Source organism: Candidatus Neomarinimicrobiota bacterium, from assembly GCA_016784545.1.
In the GTDB taxonomy this organism is placed as follows: Bacteria; Fidelibacterota; UBA8477; order UBA8477; family JABMPR01; genus JABMPR01.
Window position 1 is genome coordinate 16,336 of sequence record JADHUM010000015.1, and the last position, 15,825, is coordinate 32,160.

Consider the following 15,825-nt stretch of genomic DNA (forward strand, 5'->3'; position numbering starts at 1 on the left):
TTTCAAATTTCAATTCAGAATGAAGTGCCAGATTAGAAAGAAGAGTGCAAAGCCAGCCAGGAAAGCCATGCTAACCCAGTTAAATAGCAAAAGTTTTGGACCAGGTCTTCCCTCCTCTGGCATCCATGGGCCAGTCACTGCCCGATAATTGATATAGGCCAGGATGGGGGCTGTCAGAAATGCCAGGGTTGTGGCCAGATCGACAAGTAGGGTCATGCCGCTCATAAAGAGACCAATAATAACCAGGCTTCCTCCCAGCACGATCACCATCCAGATCCAGTAGAGTGACCTATTATCTTTTCCATCATATCTGTGGGGAAATACTATTTCTGTGGACCGTTTTAATACTCTGGGAAAGGCATCTGTCACAGTAAGGGTCGTACTAAACATGGTGGTAAGCGCCGCAACGGCCACTACTGGATAACTCCAGCTTCCCAGGGTTGAGGTATACAGGGTTATGAATTGACCAGCAAACTTGCTCCCCGAGGGTGAGAATGATTCACCGGTGCCATACATGATAAGACCGCCTAAACTCAGAAAACCAAGGGCTAGAATAGCTGTCCCAAAATATCCCAACCTGAAATCAAACAGTGAATCTGCCAGGCTTGGCGCTGACCCAGTTTCTTTGCGTCTTTCAATAGTCCAGAGTGAATGCCATACAGAAATATCAATGGCAGAAGGCATCCAGCCAATGAGGGCTACCATAAAGGAGACCCCTGCAACATTCCAAAGTTGTGGTCGAATAAAATCCACTTTTGCTGATGAACCATGCCCGAGGGCCGTCAAAACAGCCACAATGGTTGAAATGCTCAAAATCACGATGATCAGCTTAATCAACTTGTCAAGAACCCGATATTTCCCAATGGTTAATACTCCTGCGCAAACGGCAAGAATCACAGCGCTCCAGGCCAGGGGGCTCATACTGGTACCAAAAATTTTTGATGCCAATCCTGCAGTTACAATGGTAACCGCTGCCTGAAGGACAAACATGGTCCCAAAGGTTGGAATCAGGAAGGCTACCAGCGCCCATTTACCCACCCGTTGATAGCCATCGAGGAGACTTTCACCCATGGCGGCTGCATACCGGGGACCGAATTCAAAGGCAGTATATTTGAAAATATTTGCTACTACCACAACCCAGAGTAAGGCAAAACCATAATTCGCACCAGCCCGGGTACTCTGGACCAGATGGGAAACACCGACTGCAGCTCCAGCCCATAATAGACCAGGACCTAAGGCTTTGAGACGTGATTGCCACTTGATAGAGCTATTCATATGCCTAGTTCCTTTACTAGTCTTCGCGAGTCCGTCTGGACGCGGCGATCTCGGTCCGATCATTAACCAAGAGGTCGGAGATTGCCACGCTCATTTCATTCGCTCGCAATGACTTAAAACGAAAATTTTAATGATCAAATAATACTTTATAATAATCTCAAAGCAGCAACGATTATTGAATCTTCACTTTCACGCACAGCTTTCAGGTCAATTATAAAAAGATCATCGGTGATGCGACCCATGATGGCAGGATCATGGGCTCGCAAGCAACTTGAAATACGAGCTGCTTTCATTTTTGAATGCTTGATTCCAATTCCTATTGAGGGCATTTTCTCTGAAGGGGAAGCTCCTGATCCTACCTGGGATTCTGTCTCAAGAATTGATAAACTTATGTTAGCATTCTCTATTTCCTGGAGGAGCATCTCTGCTCTCTTTTTGAGGGTCGCCACAGGTATGAGCAGGTCACGATAAACAGGAATGCGAATGAGCCCTTCTTGTCCATTAGAAAAGGCTTTCAAAGCCTGTAAGGTGAGTAGAATCTGCGTCTTATCAGGCCGTAATGCCCTCAAGAGGTTATTCTTTTCTATCTTTTGCATGAGGACCTGCCTACCAGCAATAATGCCCCCCTGTGGTCCACCAAGTAGTTTGTCAGCTGAGAAGGTTACAATGTCAACGCCAGTCCCGATGACCTCTGAAACCAGGGGCTCTCTCTGGAGGCCAAATTCATCAATAGGTACCAGGGCTCCACTTCCCAGATCGGCCATGACTGGAATAGAATGTTTCTTTCCCACAGCCACCAGATCCTGCAGAGAGACTTCCTTTGTGAATCCTGAAATCTTATAGTTTGATGTATGCACCCAGAGCAAAAGTTTGGTTCGAGGAGTAATCGCTTCCTCATAATCCTTGAGATGTGTCCGATTGGTGGTGCCCACTTCCACCAGTTTTGAGCCTGCCTTCCGAAGAATTTCGGGAATTCTAAACGATCCACCGATTTCAACGAGTTGACCTCTGCTAATGATGACTTCCTTGCGATCAGCCAGTGTATTAAGAGTTAGGAGCACTGCAGCAGCATTATTATTGACCAGGATACCATCTTCAGCGGAGCTGATGGACTGGATCCAGGGTCTCAGGTGATCATGACGATTCCCCCGGCGACCATGATCAAGATCAAGCTCCAGGTTGACGTATCCATCCTGGAGTGCTTCCAGGGCAGTGAGCATCTGAGCGCTCAGCGGAGACCGTCCCAGATTGGTATGGATGACGACTCCGGTACCATTAATAACCTTACGTAGGGAATTGGCTATTTTGAGTAGTTTTTTCCGATAATTGGATTCCAGATCGCCTGAAGGAGCCGCTTTTCCTTTTGAGGCAAGCTCCCTGATATCATCCAGAAGTGTACGTGCTTCATTTTTCTTGAGATTATGAGGCAGCTCTATATCTGCAACCGATTGAAGCAGGGCATCCACACTGGGTAATTCTGAGAGGTTGATTGATTTGGTTCGGGGTTTTTTCATTCAATTTTCCTGGAAATATTTTTGGATCAAATTTACTGTATTGGATTTTAATCCCAATTGAATTTCACATAACCATCAGTTCATCTCACCGAGCGGAGTCGAGGTGCGTAAAATGATATATCATATATCCCGAGCCAAATAGACATCTTTCGACTCCGCTCGAGATGACGGCTCTTTGCGGTAGAAACGCTTTACATATCTATCAATAGTTTAATTGCAAAACCGATGACAGCAACGGTTACCACATGCTTTATAAATTTATGACCTTTTTTAATGGCAACATGTGTCCCCAACCAGGCACCAACCATATTCCCCACACCTAACATGGCACCCATGGCCCAATTTACCTGACCATTCCAGGCAAAAATGATGAGGGCAATCGCCGTAAAGAAAAATATAATAGTCAGTTTAACAGCATTGCCATGGACCAGATTGATGTTCTGCCATAGCAAGACGGATAATACCAGAAAACCCACTCCTGCCTGGATATAACCACCATAAATACCTACAAAAAAGTAGCCTATTCCAGGACCCAGCCATTTGCCAATATACTCATCTGGATCAATGGGATCCCCCTTCTGCTTATTCGAGGCAAACAGCGTAAACAGGGACATGACAATCATCACCATAGCCAGACTGAATTTAAACTGGGCATTACTGACCAGGGTGGCCAGCCAGGCACCGATAATTCCTCCGGGAACTGTAAAAAGGGCGGCTTTCAGAGCGAATTGACCTGGAATTACCTTTTTCTTCATGAAACTACCCACAGCAAAGGTGTTCTGCATGAGGATGGCCAGACGATTGGTACCGTTGGCAATATTGGGGGGTAGTCCCAGAAAAATGAGGAGGGGCAGGGTCAAAAATGAACCACCACCAGCCAGCACATTGATGAAGCCAGCACTGGCTCCTATCAATAGCACAGCTGCAAGATTTAGTGGGGTTAAATTTTCAAGCATGGGAGCACCTTAATTGATACGAGGGTCAAATGCCATTACAAATTAAGTATCTGAAAGCTTGATTTCGAGATAGTGAGGAATAACCTGGCGTCGCCCTCCGGGCTATGTCGTGGTTCGGGAACGAGTGAAGCTTAGAAATCGCGTGCTTCCTTGATTCTGGCTTTTTTCCCGCGCAGTTTGCGAAGATAGTATAGTTTGGCGCGACGTACTTTACCGCGACGCAATACCTTCACACCTGCAACAGTGGGAGCATGGAGAGGAAATATTCTCTCAACACCAACACCATTTGAAATTTTTCTAACTGTAAATGTAGCAGTGATACCTTTACCAGTGCGGGCAATCACATTACCCTCATAGACCTGAATTCTTTCTTTTTGGCCTTCGATAACTTTTACATCAACTGCAACAGTATCACCTGGCTTGAAATCAGGCAAATCAGTTTTTAGCTGCCCGGCAACCAGGTTATCTACTTTGTTCATTACTTTCCTCCAGTCCTCTCATATATCTATGGAACAAGTCTGGGCGTTTAACTTTTGTTCGCTCAAGACGTTGCTGTTCTCTCCAATTTTCAATCTGCGCGTGGTGCCCAGAGAGCAGCACGTCGGGTACTTTTATTCCCCGGTACTCAGCGGGGCGGGTATAATACGGTGCGTCCAATAATCCAACAGGAAAAGTGTCCGATTTTGTAGATTCATCATCACTGACAGCACCTGGCAACAATCGAACCATGGCATCAATAACTGCAAAGGCTGCGATCTCACCACCTGAGAGTACAAAATCTCCCAGACTGATTTCCTCATCAATGAGTTCATCTCTCACTCTTTGGTCAATACCCTTGTATCTGCCACAGAGCAGTACCACATGGGGAGTCTCAACCAATCTTTCAGCATCATCCTGCTGAAAAGGTTTCCCTTGGGGGGTGAGAAAGATGCGATGGCCTGTATTTTTGCGGTATTCTGCAACGGCTTCAAAAGCTCTGAACAAGGGATCCGGTTTAATAATCATCCCGGCTCCTCCCCCATAAGGCACATCATCGATGTGTTTGTAGGTATCATCAGAAAAATCTCTAATATCCCAGCATTTCATTTCAGCCAGGCCATTGTCAAAGGCTCTTCCTACAATTCCCATTTCGCGAAATGCATCCAGAGTCTCAGGAAAAGTAGTGATGACATCTATTATCATACTATCTCCTCAGGACTGTTTATCTGGATTCTGCGACCTACTAAATCGACGCTAACGACCCATTCATCAACCAGTGGAACCAGGGTTTCAGAGTCACCCTGCTGAATGAGCAGGACATCATGAGCACCCGGACTTAGAATCTCAATAACCTTGCCCAGGTTTTTATTGTTCTCGTCAACCACGTCACAATCAATGAGATCATCGATGAAAAATTCATCGTCACTCAATTCCGGCATGTCATCGCGGAGAGCAAATATTTCTCTGTCGCGATACGCTTCGGCCTCGGTTCGATCTGGAATTTCATTGAAGCTAAGAATGGCAAAGTCATCATAACCCTGACAATTTCCTAGCGTGAGTTGCTTCCATTCATTACCCGTATTTACAAAAAGCTGCTCCATGGTCTGGAGCGTGTCAAGGTCGATACTGTACAGGGTCACCTTGAGGCCCCCTTTTATACCATGAGGTTTACGAACCATGCCAATGGCGGTTCTATTCACCTCTGCTGAATGCATTACCTATTCGATGATCTCGAGCATGGCGCGGTTGGTACCGGCCTTTGCTGAAATCGCAGCTAGCAGCGTGCGGAAGGCTTTGGCTGTGCGGCCTTGACGACCAATTACTTTGCCAATGTCCTCCTTGGCTACCCTTAGTTCGAAGATGGTCACCCGTTCGCTGTCAACTTGATTGACTTCAACATCATCTGGATTATCAACCAGACTCTTCGCTACAAACTCTACGAACTCTTTCATGCTCATACCTCCGTCAGTTGTCGAATCCACCTGATCAACGGTAAGGAATTTCTTCAGCTTTTTAAGAATCTTGCTTCTCCGTACCTTCAGCAGGTGCTTCGACAGGTTCTTCTGCGGCTACTTCAGCAACTTCTTCAACTACCTCAGCAGCTTCTTCAGTCTCTTCGACCTGTTCAGCGGCTTCCTCAGCTTCTGCGGCCTGCTTAGTGGCCTCTTCTGCTTCTTCAGCTTTTTGTGCGGCCTCTTCTTCAGCCTGCTTTGCAGTCTCAGCGGCGGCCAGCTTGGCTGACTCTACTGCGGCTACTTTTTTGCCCCGTTCATCGCGGGCTAGTTCCCATTTATGCATCTCTTTGCTAATGGTAGCTTCATCTGCATTGCGGCTAACCAACTCATACTTGAGTGTAAGTCCGCGTCCACGCAGCAAGCTAAATACTGTATCACTGGGCTTTGCACCCTGATCCATCCAATGAAAAAGTCGTTCTTCATCAATCACAAGTTCTGCTGGATCTGGAATCGGGTTATAATGTCCAATTTTTTCGATTGATCTTCCGTCGCGAGGGGCACGTGAATCTGCAACAACTATTCTGTAGAAAGGTTGTTTCTTCTTGCCCATCCGCTTCAGTCTGATTTTAACAGCCAAAAGGTGTTCTCCTTAAAATCCCATAGGCAGATTTTTCATTAACTGCCTTTTATTCATTTTTCCAAATTTCTTCATCATCTTCCGCATGGACTGGAACTGCTTAATCAACTGGTTCACATCTTGAACCTTTGTCCCAGACCCTCTTGCTATTCTTTTTCGACGACTTCCATCAAGTATCTGCGGACGACGCCTTTCCACAAGGGTCATAGAGTTAATGATTCCTTCAATCCTAGTCAACCTTTTTTCATCAATATCAACATCTTTTATTCCTTTTACACCGGGGATCATAGACATTAAATCACCTATTGGCCCCATGGATTTCAGCTGTTTTAACTGTTGCTTAAAGTCCTCCAGATCGAAGGTGTTTTTGAGCATTTTTTCTTCAAGTTTTGCAGCTTCATCGACATCAATATCTTGCTGAGCTTTTTCCACAAGGGAAACAATATCTCCCATCCCTAAAATGCGACCAGCCATTCGGTCCGGATGGAATGTCTCCAGCTTGTCCAGGTGCTCACCAACACCAATATATTTGATGGGTTTTCCAGTGACTTCACGTACAGACAAAGCTGCACCACCACGGGCGTCACCATCAAGTTTGGTAAGGATAATACCTGTAAGATCCACTGATTCTGCAAAGGTACCGGCTGCGTTTACAGCATCCTGTCCTGTCATGGCATCCGCCACAAACAGAGTCTCTGCAGGTTTCAGGGCTTGTTGCAGTCGTTTTACTTCATCCATCATGTCTGCATCAACATGTAATCGACCAGCAGTATCGATAATTACCACATTGGCAGGGTAACGCACAGATTCCCTGATGGCAGCCTGTGCAATCTGAACAACGTCAAGATTACCTTCGTCTGCGTAAACAGGAATATCCAATTGTTTCCCAAGTACCTGAAGCTGGGTTATGGCTGCAGGACGGTAAACGTCACAAGCCACAAGGAGTGGTTGTCGACCGCTTTTCCGTAAATTTCTTGCCAGTTTTGCTGATGTGGTTGTTTTTCCTGAACCCTGGAGACCCACCAAGAGGATGATGGCTGGATTTCCTGACAGTTCAAGAGTTGCTGTTTTTTCTCCCAGGAGGATGATCAATTCTTCATGGATGATCTTCACGATTTGTTGACCTGGCGTGATAGAACGCAGGACTTCAGAACCGAGAGCTTTTTCCTTTATGGAGTTGATGAAAGTTCGAACGACTTTGTAGTTGACATCAGCTTCAAGCAGAGCACGACGAACTTCCCGCATGGCGTCTGAAATATTGGCTTCAGATAACTTCCCTTGACCGCGAAGTTTCTTAAATATGCCTTCCAGATTTTGTGACAGTTGTTCTAGCATGACTCCATTTTCCTACTTTGTCTACTACGGGCTCTATGCAATCTATGTAATACAATATATATACAGCAAATAGCATTGACATAAAGCCGCCGAAGATAGACGACCGACCAGGGGTGGTCAATGAGTTTCATGGATATTTGAATGTCGTGGAATTTTTGGACTTGGAATTAATTTTTTGTTCAATTCATTGAGGTATGCAGATGGTTTTAATCTTGGGGCGAACAAAGTTTTGGGCAGGAATTGTATGGAAACTATTCTTGACCTATTGATAATTTAAACACCGACCCCAAAATAAATATCTCTCTCAATATGGGTATCTTGGCCAGCCGGGATTCTCTCAATTTCCACCCATAGCGCAACTCATGCGAGGGTCGAATCAGATAATATTTCTCATTGGCAATGGAGTAGTTTAGTTCTTTCACTAATTTCTTAAATCTTCTGATGGTCATACGACATTCACGAATCTCTTTTACATCGGCTCGAGCTTTATCGGATTCCCCCAACAGCTTGAGTAGAATGTCGAGGAATGAGCCTGGAATCCAGCCCAGATAAGGCAGTTTTTTTAACAGAGATTTCAGAAACGTTTGTTGATGTAGACCAAAGGGAGAATAGAAGGGTGGAAAGCTCATTAAAATGATGCCCTTTGATGAGGTGAATTTCCGTAAAGCATTCATAAACTCGTGCTTACGCTCCAGGGATATGTGCTCGATGACATCCCGGAGAATGATAATATCATAATCATCTCCCAGAATTGACTGGGCATCATCTGCAAGGATATCCTGTTGGATAAACCGCAAATTGGCATGGGTTTTCTCCCATCCAAAATCCCTGATCTCCACCCCAGTACTGATTGCCCCTGCTTCAGCGAGAGCAGCTGTAAACCCACCATCTCCGCACCCTACATCCAACACTTTCTTACCTGTCATGGGAACCCCCCACGCTTCAAAAAGGGGGAGGTAGTGGAGTTCAGCTAATTTATTCTGATAGGTCCAGTAATATTCTTTCCAGGTTGGGTAGGATTCTGGTTTGAGATGTGTGATTGCCATTGTTCAATATAGTCGCCCTGAAAACAGAAGAAATGAGTAATTAGCTCAGCACTATTTTGCCAACTATTTTGTTACAATTCTTAGGCATAATTGTCACTTAGCAGTCATTCTGAAATATATTGAATTCTTATGGCATATATTTTGTTAATATATATAAGCCTAAATGAACATCTTGACAAGTGCGCTATGAAAATGTACATAAAACCGTTCGAAAATGGGTTCACTTCAGAGAGCTTGTATTCAGATAACAAGCCACCATCAAAGTGAATAAAACCAATACGGAGACACATTCTAATGGGAGTGTTTAAACTTAAAAAGGGCTATGACATAGCGCTGCAAGGCAGTGCCGAGCGACGTATAGAAAAAGCCCCAAAAACCACAGCGGTTGCAGTCCAACCCATCGATTTTCGAGGGCTCCGGCCTGCCATGAAAGTCGAAGCGGGAGATACAGTCAGCCGAGGATCAATACTTTTTGTTGATAAGCAGAAGCCTGAGATTCTTTTTAGATCACCAGCTGCTGGAACGGTTCGCGAAGTGGTCCGTGGAGAGCGACGAGTGATTCAACGCGTCATCATTGATGTAGCTGGAGATTCTGTTGAAAAATTCGATAGTTATACTGCAGACCAGGTCAAAGCCCTCTCAACCAGCCAGGTCAAAGGAATTTTACTCAACAGCGGACTCTGGCCTACAATTCGGCAACGGCCTTTTAGCAGAATTGCTACTTCGGATGCTTCACCCAAATCCATTTTCATTTCGGCTGTGGACACGGCTCCTCTCCAGGCAGAATCTGATATGCTCCTGGAAGGCCAGGAAAAGAACTTTCAGCTGGGAATTCAATTGCTTTCAAAGCTGACAGATGGGAAAATCCATCTCTCTGTCTCAGCTCGTACCAAAGCATTTTTCTCCAACATAACAGGTGTAGAGCTGCACGAGTTTTCAGGTCCCCATCCAGCAGGAAATGTTGGTGTTCAAATCCATCATGTCGATCGTATTCAAGCTGGTGAAAAAGTATGGTACTTGTCTCCCCGTCACGTTTCTCAGATCGGTAGGTTTTTAAGTACCGGGGAATATCCAGGATCCAAAACATACGCATTAACCGGATCAGAGCTTGAGAAACGACACTATGTCACTGGTACTGAAGGTGCTCTGGTAAGTGATCTTGTCGATGTTGCTCTGAACAATAGCACCCAGCGTGTTATTTCTGGGAATGTCCTCACTGGCGCTAAAAGCTCATCTCGAGGATTTGTAGGTTTTTACGATGATATGATCACGGTTGTGCCTGAGCTTGAGGGTCGGCGATTTTTTGGATGGTTAAGACTGGGAATAAACGCCAACAGTTTCTGGCCCATGTTTCTGTCAAAACTTACCCCCAAAAAGAAACTCTCTCCCACTACTGATATGAATGGTGAAGAACGAGCTTTCGTTTCCACTGGTGAATACGAGAAAGTTGTACCCATGGATGTGTTACCGGTCCATCTCTGCAAAGCCATTCTGGTCGAGGATATTGAACTCATGGAACAATTAGGCATCTATGAAGTTGCCCCGGAGGATCTTGCTTTGTGTAGTTACATCTGTCCCTCGAAGATTGAGTTTGGAAATATCATTCTAAAGGGTATTGAAACCATGGAAAAGGAGGGTTGATCGAAATGAAAGCTCTCCAAAAATTCTTAGCCACACTGGATCTAAAGATTAAGGAAGGTCCTTTCAAGATTGTACATCCCATGTTTGGTGCCTTCAACACCATGTTATTTACACCAGGTCATGGTACGACAACTGGACCTCATATCAGAGACTCTATTGATATGAAGCGCTTTATGGGCATTGTTATCTTCGCCCTGGTGCCTAGTATTCTGGTTGGCGCTTACAATGTGGGTGCTCAGGCCGGTGTAGAGGGATTATTTGCTGCCTTTATGTTTGGCTTTCTAAAATTGCTCCCCATTATTGTGGTGACCTATGCCGTAGGTCTGGGATGGGAAATGATCTTTGGTCATATCAATGGCCATGACATTCATGAAGGATTCCTGGTCACGGGTATCTTACTGCCCCTGACCCTGCCCCCCACCATTCCACTCTGGCAAGTTGCTGTTGCTGTTTCATTTGGAACGGTCATCGGCAAGGAAGTCTTTGGTGGTACGGGTATGAATTTGTTGAACCCGGCATTAACCGCTCGCGCTTTTCTCTTTTTCACATATCCTGGAAATATTTCTGGGGATAGTGTCTGGAAAGCAGTGGATGGATTTTCCGGAGCAACACCCCTGGCTGCAGCTGCAGCCTCAACGGGACCGGCAGTAGAAGCACTGAACAGCGCAGGTTTTTCATTGAGTAATATGTTTTTCGGATTTGTCCCGGGTAGTATTGGTGAAACATCAACCATCGCCATCCTGATTGGAGCTGCCATTTTGCTTATTACTGGTGTTGGAAGCTGGCGTATCATGCTGGCTACAACTCTGGGAGCCTATGGTATGGCACTAATAGTCCAGTTCTTTGGTGGTGATGTTGCTGGAGGTATGCGAAGCTTGCCTGCACATTATCATTTAGTCATGGGTGGTTTCATGTTTGGTATGGTATTCATGGCTACCGACCCCGTATCTGCTGCTGGAACCAATGCAGGTAAATGGGCTTATGGAATTTTAATCGGTGTCATGGCCATCCTGATCCGAGTTTTCAACCCGGCATATCCAGAAGGCATGATGTTGGCCATTTTATTTGGAAATGTATTCTCGCCCATGATTGACCACTTCGTGGTTCAGGCAAACATTAAAAGGAGGCTGAATTATGGCAAGTAAGCCTCGTATTACCAAAGCATACACACTTGGTTTTGCAGCAGCAGTAACCATGGTGTGCAGCATATTGCTGGCTTCTGCAGCGACCCTGCTCAAGGAGCGTCAAGATCAAAATATCCAGCTGGATATAAAGTACAATATTTTGAGTGTCCTTGGTCTGGTTGAGAGCCACGATGTAGAGCCAGCCAAACTACTTTCACTCTATGATGAGAATGTAACCACTTTCGTTGTAGATCTAAAAGGTCAGCTGGTTGAAGGTCGGAAGGCTGAGAATATTGATCCCAGAAAAAATCCAGGTCTGTTGCCTGTATATACCCGCAGGGAAAATGGTGAAATTGTGGCCTATTGTCTACCCACCCAGGGCAAGGCACTTTGGTCCACGGTTAAAGGTTATATCGCGCTTGAAAATGATCTCAACACGGTAAAAGGTATCACCTTTTACAGCCATGCGGAGACGCCTGGTCTGGGTGGCGAAATTGACAAGGAGTGGTTTACCTCAAACTTTAAGGGCAAAACCATTCGAAATAGTGCTGGTGAGATTGTCTCAATCGAAGTGGTTAAGGGAAAAATTCGAGATGGCGATAAAGGTATCGAGCATAAGGTAGACGGTATCAGTGGCGCTACTCTAACAGGTAACGGATTGAATGAATTTATCAAAACAACTCTGGAAAAATATGAGCCCTACTTCACCATTATACGGGGAGGTTCGTCATGAGTCTATTAAGTAAAAAGAACATGGTATTTCTCAAAGATCCACTCATGGACAACAACCCCATTGCAACACAAGTTTTGGGAATTTGCTCTGCTCTCGCCGTAACGGTGCAGATGCAAACAGCTATTGTGATGTCCATCGCTGTGATTGTTGTGATCTCATTTTCGAATGTGTTGATCTCATTAATCAGGAATAAAGTTCCTTCAAATATCAGAATTATTGTTGAGCTGGCCATTGTGGCCACACTTGTGATTCTGGTAGATCAGGTATTGAAAGCTTTCTTGTATGATATCAGTAAACAGTTGAGTGTATTTGTCGGACTGATTATTACCAACTGTATTGTACTTGGAAGAGCAGAAGCCTTTGCACTCCAAAACAAACCCTGGCCAAGTTTTTTGGATGGACTTGGGAATGGTCTTGGTTACAGCATGTTTCTGATTGCAGTGGCTTTTGGCCGCGAAATATTGGGATCTGGATCCCTGCTTGGAGTCCAGCTAATTCCTGATGCTGCCTATGCAGCAGGCTATCAAAATATGGGCTTAATGGTGTTAGCCCCAGGAGCCTTTATTTTACTCGGACTACTTATCTGGGTGCAACGCACAATAACCGGCACGGTTGCGGACTAGGAGGAGTATGATGGAAAATCTAATTAGTTTATTCGTTGAATCAGTCTTCGTCAATAATATCCTCCTGGCATACTTCCTGGGAATGTGTTCCTTCCTGGCGGTTTCAAAGCGAGTTGATACGGCTATTGGGCTTGGTGCAGCTGTAATCTTTGTAGAGGTCATCACGGTTCCAACGAACTGGGCATTGCATCATTATCTTTTGGCTCCTGGAGCACTTGCCTGGGCCGGTCTTCCAAATGTCGATCTAAGCTTTTTGGGCTTCATATCCTATATCGCTGTGATTGCAGCCCTGGTTCAACTGGTGGAAATGATCATAGACAAGTACAGCCCCAGTCTTTATAGTGCACTTGGTATCTTCCTGCCCCTCATAGCCGTAAACTGTGCCATTCTAGGTGCTTCCCTTTTTATGGTAGAAAGAGAATATACCTTTGTTGAATCAGCCGTATTTGGGCTTGGTTCAGGAACAGGTTTTGCCCTGGCCATTGCTGCCATGGCAGCCATTCGAGAGAAACTTCGCTATTCGCATATACCTGATGGCTTACGCGGATTAGGTATCACCATGTTAATCACTGGACTCATGGCTATGGCTTTCATGAGTTTTTCCGGCATAAGTCTGTAAAGGAGGAAATATGAGCATGCTTGGTTTAATTCTGCTTAGTACCTTCGTTTTTACAGGTATAATATTGGTGCTGGTAGTTATTTTAAATTATGCCACATCCAAGTTGGTTGCTACTGGTGATGTGAAGATTCTTATCAATGGTGATGATGAAAAATCAATTACTACCCCTGCTGGAGCAACCCTGCTTCAAACCCTGGCTGCTGAAAAGATTTTTCTTCCGTCTGCCTGTGGTGGAGGTGGAACTTGTGGTATGTGCACCTGCGTAGTTGAGTCTGGTGGTGGTGAAGTGTTACCAACCGAAAAACCCCATCTAACCCGCACTGAAATAAAAGAGAGCGTTCGTCTGACCTGTCAGATCAAAGTTAAATCTGATATGGATATTCGTATCCCAGAGGAGATTTTCAATATTCAGAAATGGGAGTGCGAGGTTGTTTCCAATAATAATGTGGCAACTTTCATCAAAGAATTTGTAGTCAGGCTACCTGAAGGCGAAAATCTTGATTTTCGTGCTGGCGGATATATTCAAATTGATATTCCTCCTCATAAATTGGATTATTCAGAGTTCGATATCGAGGATGAATATCGAGGTGATTGGGATAAGTTCAATATGTGGCGCTATCACTCCGAATTGGATGAAACCATCTTTAGAGCTTACTCAATGGCCAACCATCCAGCAGAGGGGAATATTGTGATGCTCAATGTGCGTATCGCCAGTCCTCCCCCAGGAATGGATGTTCCTCCTGGACTAGCCTCCTCCTATATTTTTAACCTAAAACCAGGTGACAAGGTCATGGTTAGTGGTCCTTATGGAGAATTTTTTGCCAAAGAAACCGACCGTGAAATGTTGTATGTTGGTGGTGGAGCGGGGATGGCACCCATGCGTAGCCATATCTTTGATCTCCTCAAGACCCAACGGACAAAGCGGAAAATTTCTTTCTGGTACGGTGCCCGGTCAAAACGTGAGATGTTTTACGATGATGAGTTCAAAGCACTGGAAAAAGAATTTCCGAATTTCAGCTATCATGTCGCCTTGTCAGACCCCTTGAAGGAAGATGCCTGGGATGGCCCAGTTGGATTCATTCATCAAGTGGTCCAGGATAAATATCTCTGTGATCATGAAGCACCCGAGGATATCGAATATTACATGTGTGGACCACCCATGATGGTGGATGCTGTAGACAATATGCTGTACAATATGGGTGTTGAAAAAGAGATGATCGACTACGATAGTTTCTAATTCGGGACCGCTTTAAAAAATAATAACATAAAAGGTTCGGGTTATCCGGACCTTTTTGTTAGATTTTAAGACAATTAGGAGGCTTTCCCATGAAAACAAAAATTCATCTCATTTCGAAATCCATTTTTGTCGCATTGTTGGCTTGTCTCTCCTTCTCCCTGAACAATTGCGGTGATAATGGTGTCAACTTCTCAGAGTTTGCCTTTAATGGATCAACCATGGGAACCACATATCACATCATTATCGTTGGGGACCCCATTGATGCCATGGGTCGCAGTGCAATTGCAACCAGTGTAGATAGCGTACTCCTGGATTTTAATCGAATTCTGTCCACTTATGAAGACCAGAGTGAAATTTCTCGTTTTAATCGAAATCAGAGTATCTACCCCATTCCAGTATCCCATAAATTGCTTCAGGTCGTAAAAGCTGGCCAAGACTTTTGCGAATCTTCAAATGGAGCTTTTGATATTACCGTCATGCCCATAGTAAATTTCTTTGGATTTGGATTTGAACCTGGAGAAAATCGCTTTCCTACTGTTGAGGAAATCGATTCCTGGCTGCAACTAACGGGTTGTGATAAATTGAAAGTTGGGGATTCCACACTGACAAAATCTGATCCAAGAATTACCATCGACCTGAGCGCCATCGCCAAGGGGGATGGATCTGACTATATCGCTAATTTACTCAGGGAGAGGGGTCATGAAAACATTTTTGTAGAAATTGGGGGCGAAATCGTGACACAGGGTTTTAATAAGGAGGGAGAACCCTGGAAAATAGGTATAGATCGACCGACACTTGGTGGCGCAACGGGGGCTGATCTTCAACATGTGATCCAATTGACTGGTAAAGCTATCGCCTCCAGTGGAGATTATCGCAATTATCGTGAAGTTGAGGGCAAACGCATTTCCCACACCATCGATGCCCGCACTGGATCTCCTATCGCTCACAATCTGGCCTCAGTATCCGTTATCGCAAATACCTGTCTCCTAGCTGATGGTATGTCCACTTCAGTCATGGTGATGGGTCAGGAAGAAGGGTTAATTTGGCTGGAAAATTTGACCGATGTGGAAGGCTTACTCATCACGCGTGAAACAGATGGATCGTTCAAGGAGTTCATGACCAGCGGTTTTGAAAAGTATATTTTTGACTAA

Annotated in this window: 17 protein-coding genes; 7 read left to right on the forward strand and 10 right to left on the reverse strand. The window is 44.9% G+C overall.

Annotation, left to right across the window (positions count from 1 at the left end; all coding sequences use genetic code 11):
- Nucleotides 1–9: 9 nt before the first annotated feature.
- From ISR87_05055 to ISR87_05100, 10 genes are all read right to left on the reverse strand, one after another.
- Complete coding sequence (locus ISR87_05055; GenBank protein MBL7024805.1) at nt 10–1,275, reverse strand: Nramp family divalent metal transporter; 1,266 nt, start codon at nt 1,273–1,275, stop codon at nt 10–12.
- Between the two features lie 146 nt (nt 1,276–1,421).
- Complete coding sequence (locus ISR87_05060; protein MBL7024806.1) at nt 1,422–2,789, reverse strand: L-seryl-tRNA(Sec) selenium transferase; 1,368 nt, start codon at nt 2,787–2,789, stop codon at nt 1,422–1,424.
- Nucleotides 2,790–2,980: 191 nt separating this feature from the next.
- The gene (locus ISR87_05065) at nt 2,981–3,745 is read right to left on the reverse strand and encodes a sulfite exporter TauE/SafE family protein (GenBank protein ID MBL7024807.1); all 765 of its coding nucleotides are present in this window, start codon (nt 3,743–3,745) and stop codon (nt 2,981–2,983) included.
- A gap of 131 nt (nt 3,746–3,876) precedes the next feature.
- Nucleotides 3,877–4,224, reverse strand: a complete 348-nt coding sequence (rplS, locus tag ISR87_05070) for a 50S ribosomal protein L19 (protein MBL7024808.1) — start codon at nt 4,222–4,224, stop codon at nt 3,877–3,879.
- Nucleotides 4,208–4,927 carry a tRNA (guanosine(37)-N1)-methyltransferase TrmD gene (gene trmD / locus ISR87_05075; GenBank protein MBL7024809.1) on the reverse strand — a complete coding sequence of 240 codons (720 nt, stop codon included), beginning with the start codon at nt 4,925–4,927 and terminating at the stop codon, nt 4,208–4,210. The genes rplS and trmD overlap by 17 nt, the downstream gene beginning before the upstream one ends.
- Complete coding sequence (gene rimM, locus ISR87_05080) at nt 4,924–5,439, reverse strand: 16S rRNA processing protein RimM (GenBank protein MBL7024810.1); 516 nt, start codon at nt 5,437–5,439, stop codon at nt 4,924–4,926. The genes trmD and rimM overlap by 4 nt, the downstream gene beginning before the upstream one ends.
- Before the next feature lie 3 nt (nt 5,440–5,442).
- Nucleotides 5,443–5,676 carry a KH domain-containing protein gene (locus tag ISR87_05085; GenBank protein ID MBL7024811.1) on the reverse strand — a complete coding sequence of 78 codons (234 nt, stop codon included), beginning with the start codon at nt 5,674–5,676 and terminating at the stop codon, nt 5,443–5,445.
- A gap of 61 nt (nt 5,677–5,737) precedes the next feature.
- Entirely contained in the window at nt 5,738–6,316 is a 579-nt protein-coding gene (gene rpsP / locus ISR87_05090) for a 30S ribosomal protein S16 (GenBank protein ID MBL7024812.1), read from the reverse strand.
- Nucleotides 6,317–6,328: 12 nt separating this feature from the next.
- On the reverse strand, nt 6,329–7,651 hold the full coding sequence (gene ffh / locus ISR87_05095; GenBank protein ID MBL7024813.1) for a signal recognition particle protein: 1,323 nt from the start codon (nt 7,649–7,651) through the stop codon (nt 6,329–6,331).
- 251 nt (nt 7,652–7,902) lie between these two features.
- Nucleotides 7,903–8,697 carry a class I SAM-dependent methyltransferase gene (locus ISR87_05100; protein ID MBL7024814.1) on the reverse strand — a complete coding sequence of 265 codons (795 nt, stop codon included), beginning with the start codon at nt 8,695–8,697 and terminating at the stop codon, nt 7,903–7,905.
- A 294-nt stretch (nt 8,698–8,991) separates the two neighbouring features.
- On the opposite strand from ISR87_05100, the gene ISR87_05105 reads away from it, so the two are divergent.
- From ISR87_05105 to ISR87_05135, 7 genes are all read left to right on the forward strand, one after another.
- Nucleotides 8,992–10,338: a Na(+)-translocating NADH-quinone reductase subunit A gene (locus ISR87_05105; protein ID MBL7024815.1), complete on the forward strand. Its 1,347-nt coding sequence runs from the start codon at nt 8,992–8,994 to the stop codon at nt 10,336–10,338.
- A gap of 5 nt (nt 10,339–10,343) precedes the next feature.
- Nucleotides 10,344–11,483 (forward strand): NADH:ubiquinone reductase (Na(+)-transporting) subunit B, encoded by a 1,140-nt coding sequence (locus ISR87_05110; protein MBL7024816.1) that lies wholly within the window; start codon nt 10,344–10,346, stop codon nt 11,481–11,483.
- Nucleotides 11,473–12,195 carry an NADH:ubiquinone reductase (Na(+)-transporting) subunit C gene (gene nqrC, locus ISR87_05115; protein ID MBL7024817.1) on the forward strand — a complete coding sequence of 241 codons (723 nt, stop codon included), beginning with the start codon at nt 11,473–11,475 and terminating at the stop codon, nt 12,193–12,195. The genes ISR87_05110 and nqrC overlap by 11 nt, the downstream gene beginning before the upstream one ends.
- Complete coding sequence (locus tag ISR87_05120) at nt 12,192–12,818, forward strand: NADH:ubiquinone reductase (Na(+)-transporting) subunit D (GenBank protein MBL7024818.1); 627 nt, start codon at nt 12,192–12,194, stop codon at nt 12,816–12,818. Before nqrC ends, ISR87_05120 begins: the two co-directional genes overlap by 4 nt.
- Nucleotides 12,819–12,828: 10 nt before the next feature.
- Nucleotides 12,829–13,437, forward strand: coding sequence for an NADH:ubiquinone reductase (Na(+)-transporting) subunit E (gene nqrE, locus ISR87_05125; protein MBL7024819.1), 609 nt, complete (start codon nt 12,829–12,831; stop codon nt 13,435–13,437).
- 16 nt (nt 13,438–13,453) lie between these two features.
- The gene (locus tag ISR87_05130) at nt 13,454–14,674 is read left to right on the forward strand and encodes an NADH:ubiquinone reductase (Na(+)-transporting) subunit F (protein ID MBL7024820.1); all 1,221 of its coding nucleotides are present in this window, start codon (nt 13,454–13,456) and stop codon (nt 14,672–14,674) included.
- Between the two features lie 89 nt (nt 14,675–14,763).
- Nucleotides 14,764–15,825 (forward strand): FAD:protein FMN transferase, encoded by a 1,062-nt coding sequence (locus ISR87_05135; protein MBL7024821.1) that lies wholly within the window; start codon nt 14,764–14,766, stop codon nt 15,823–15,825.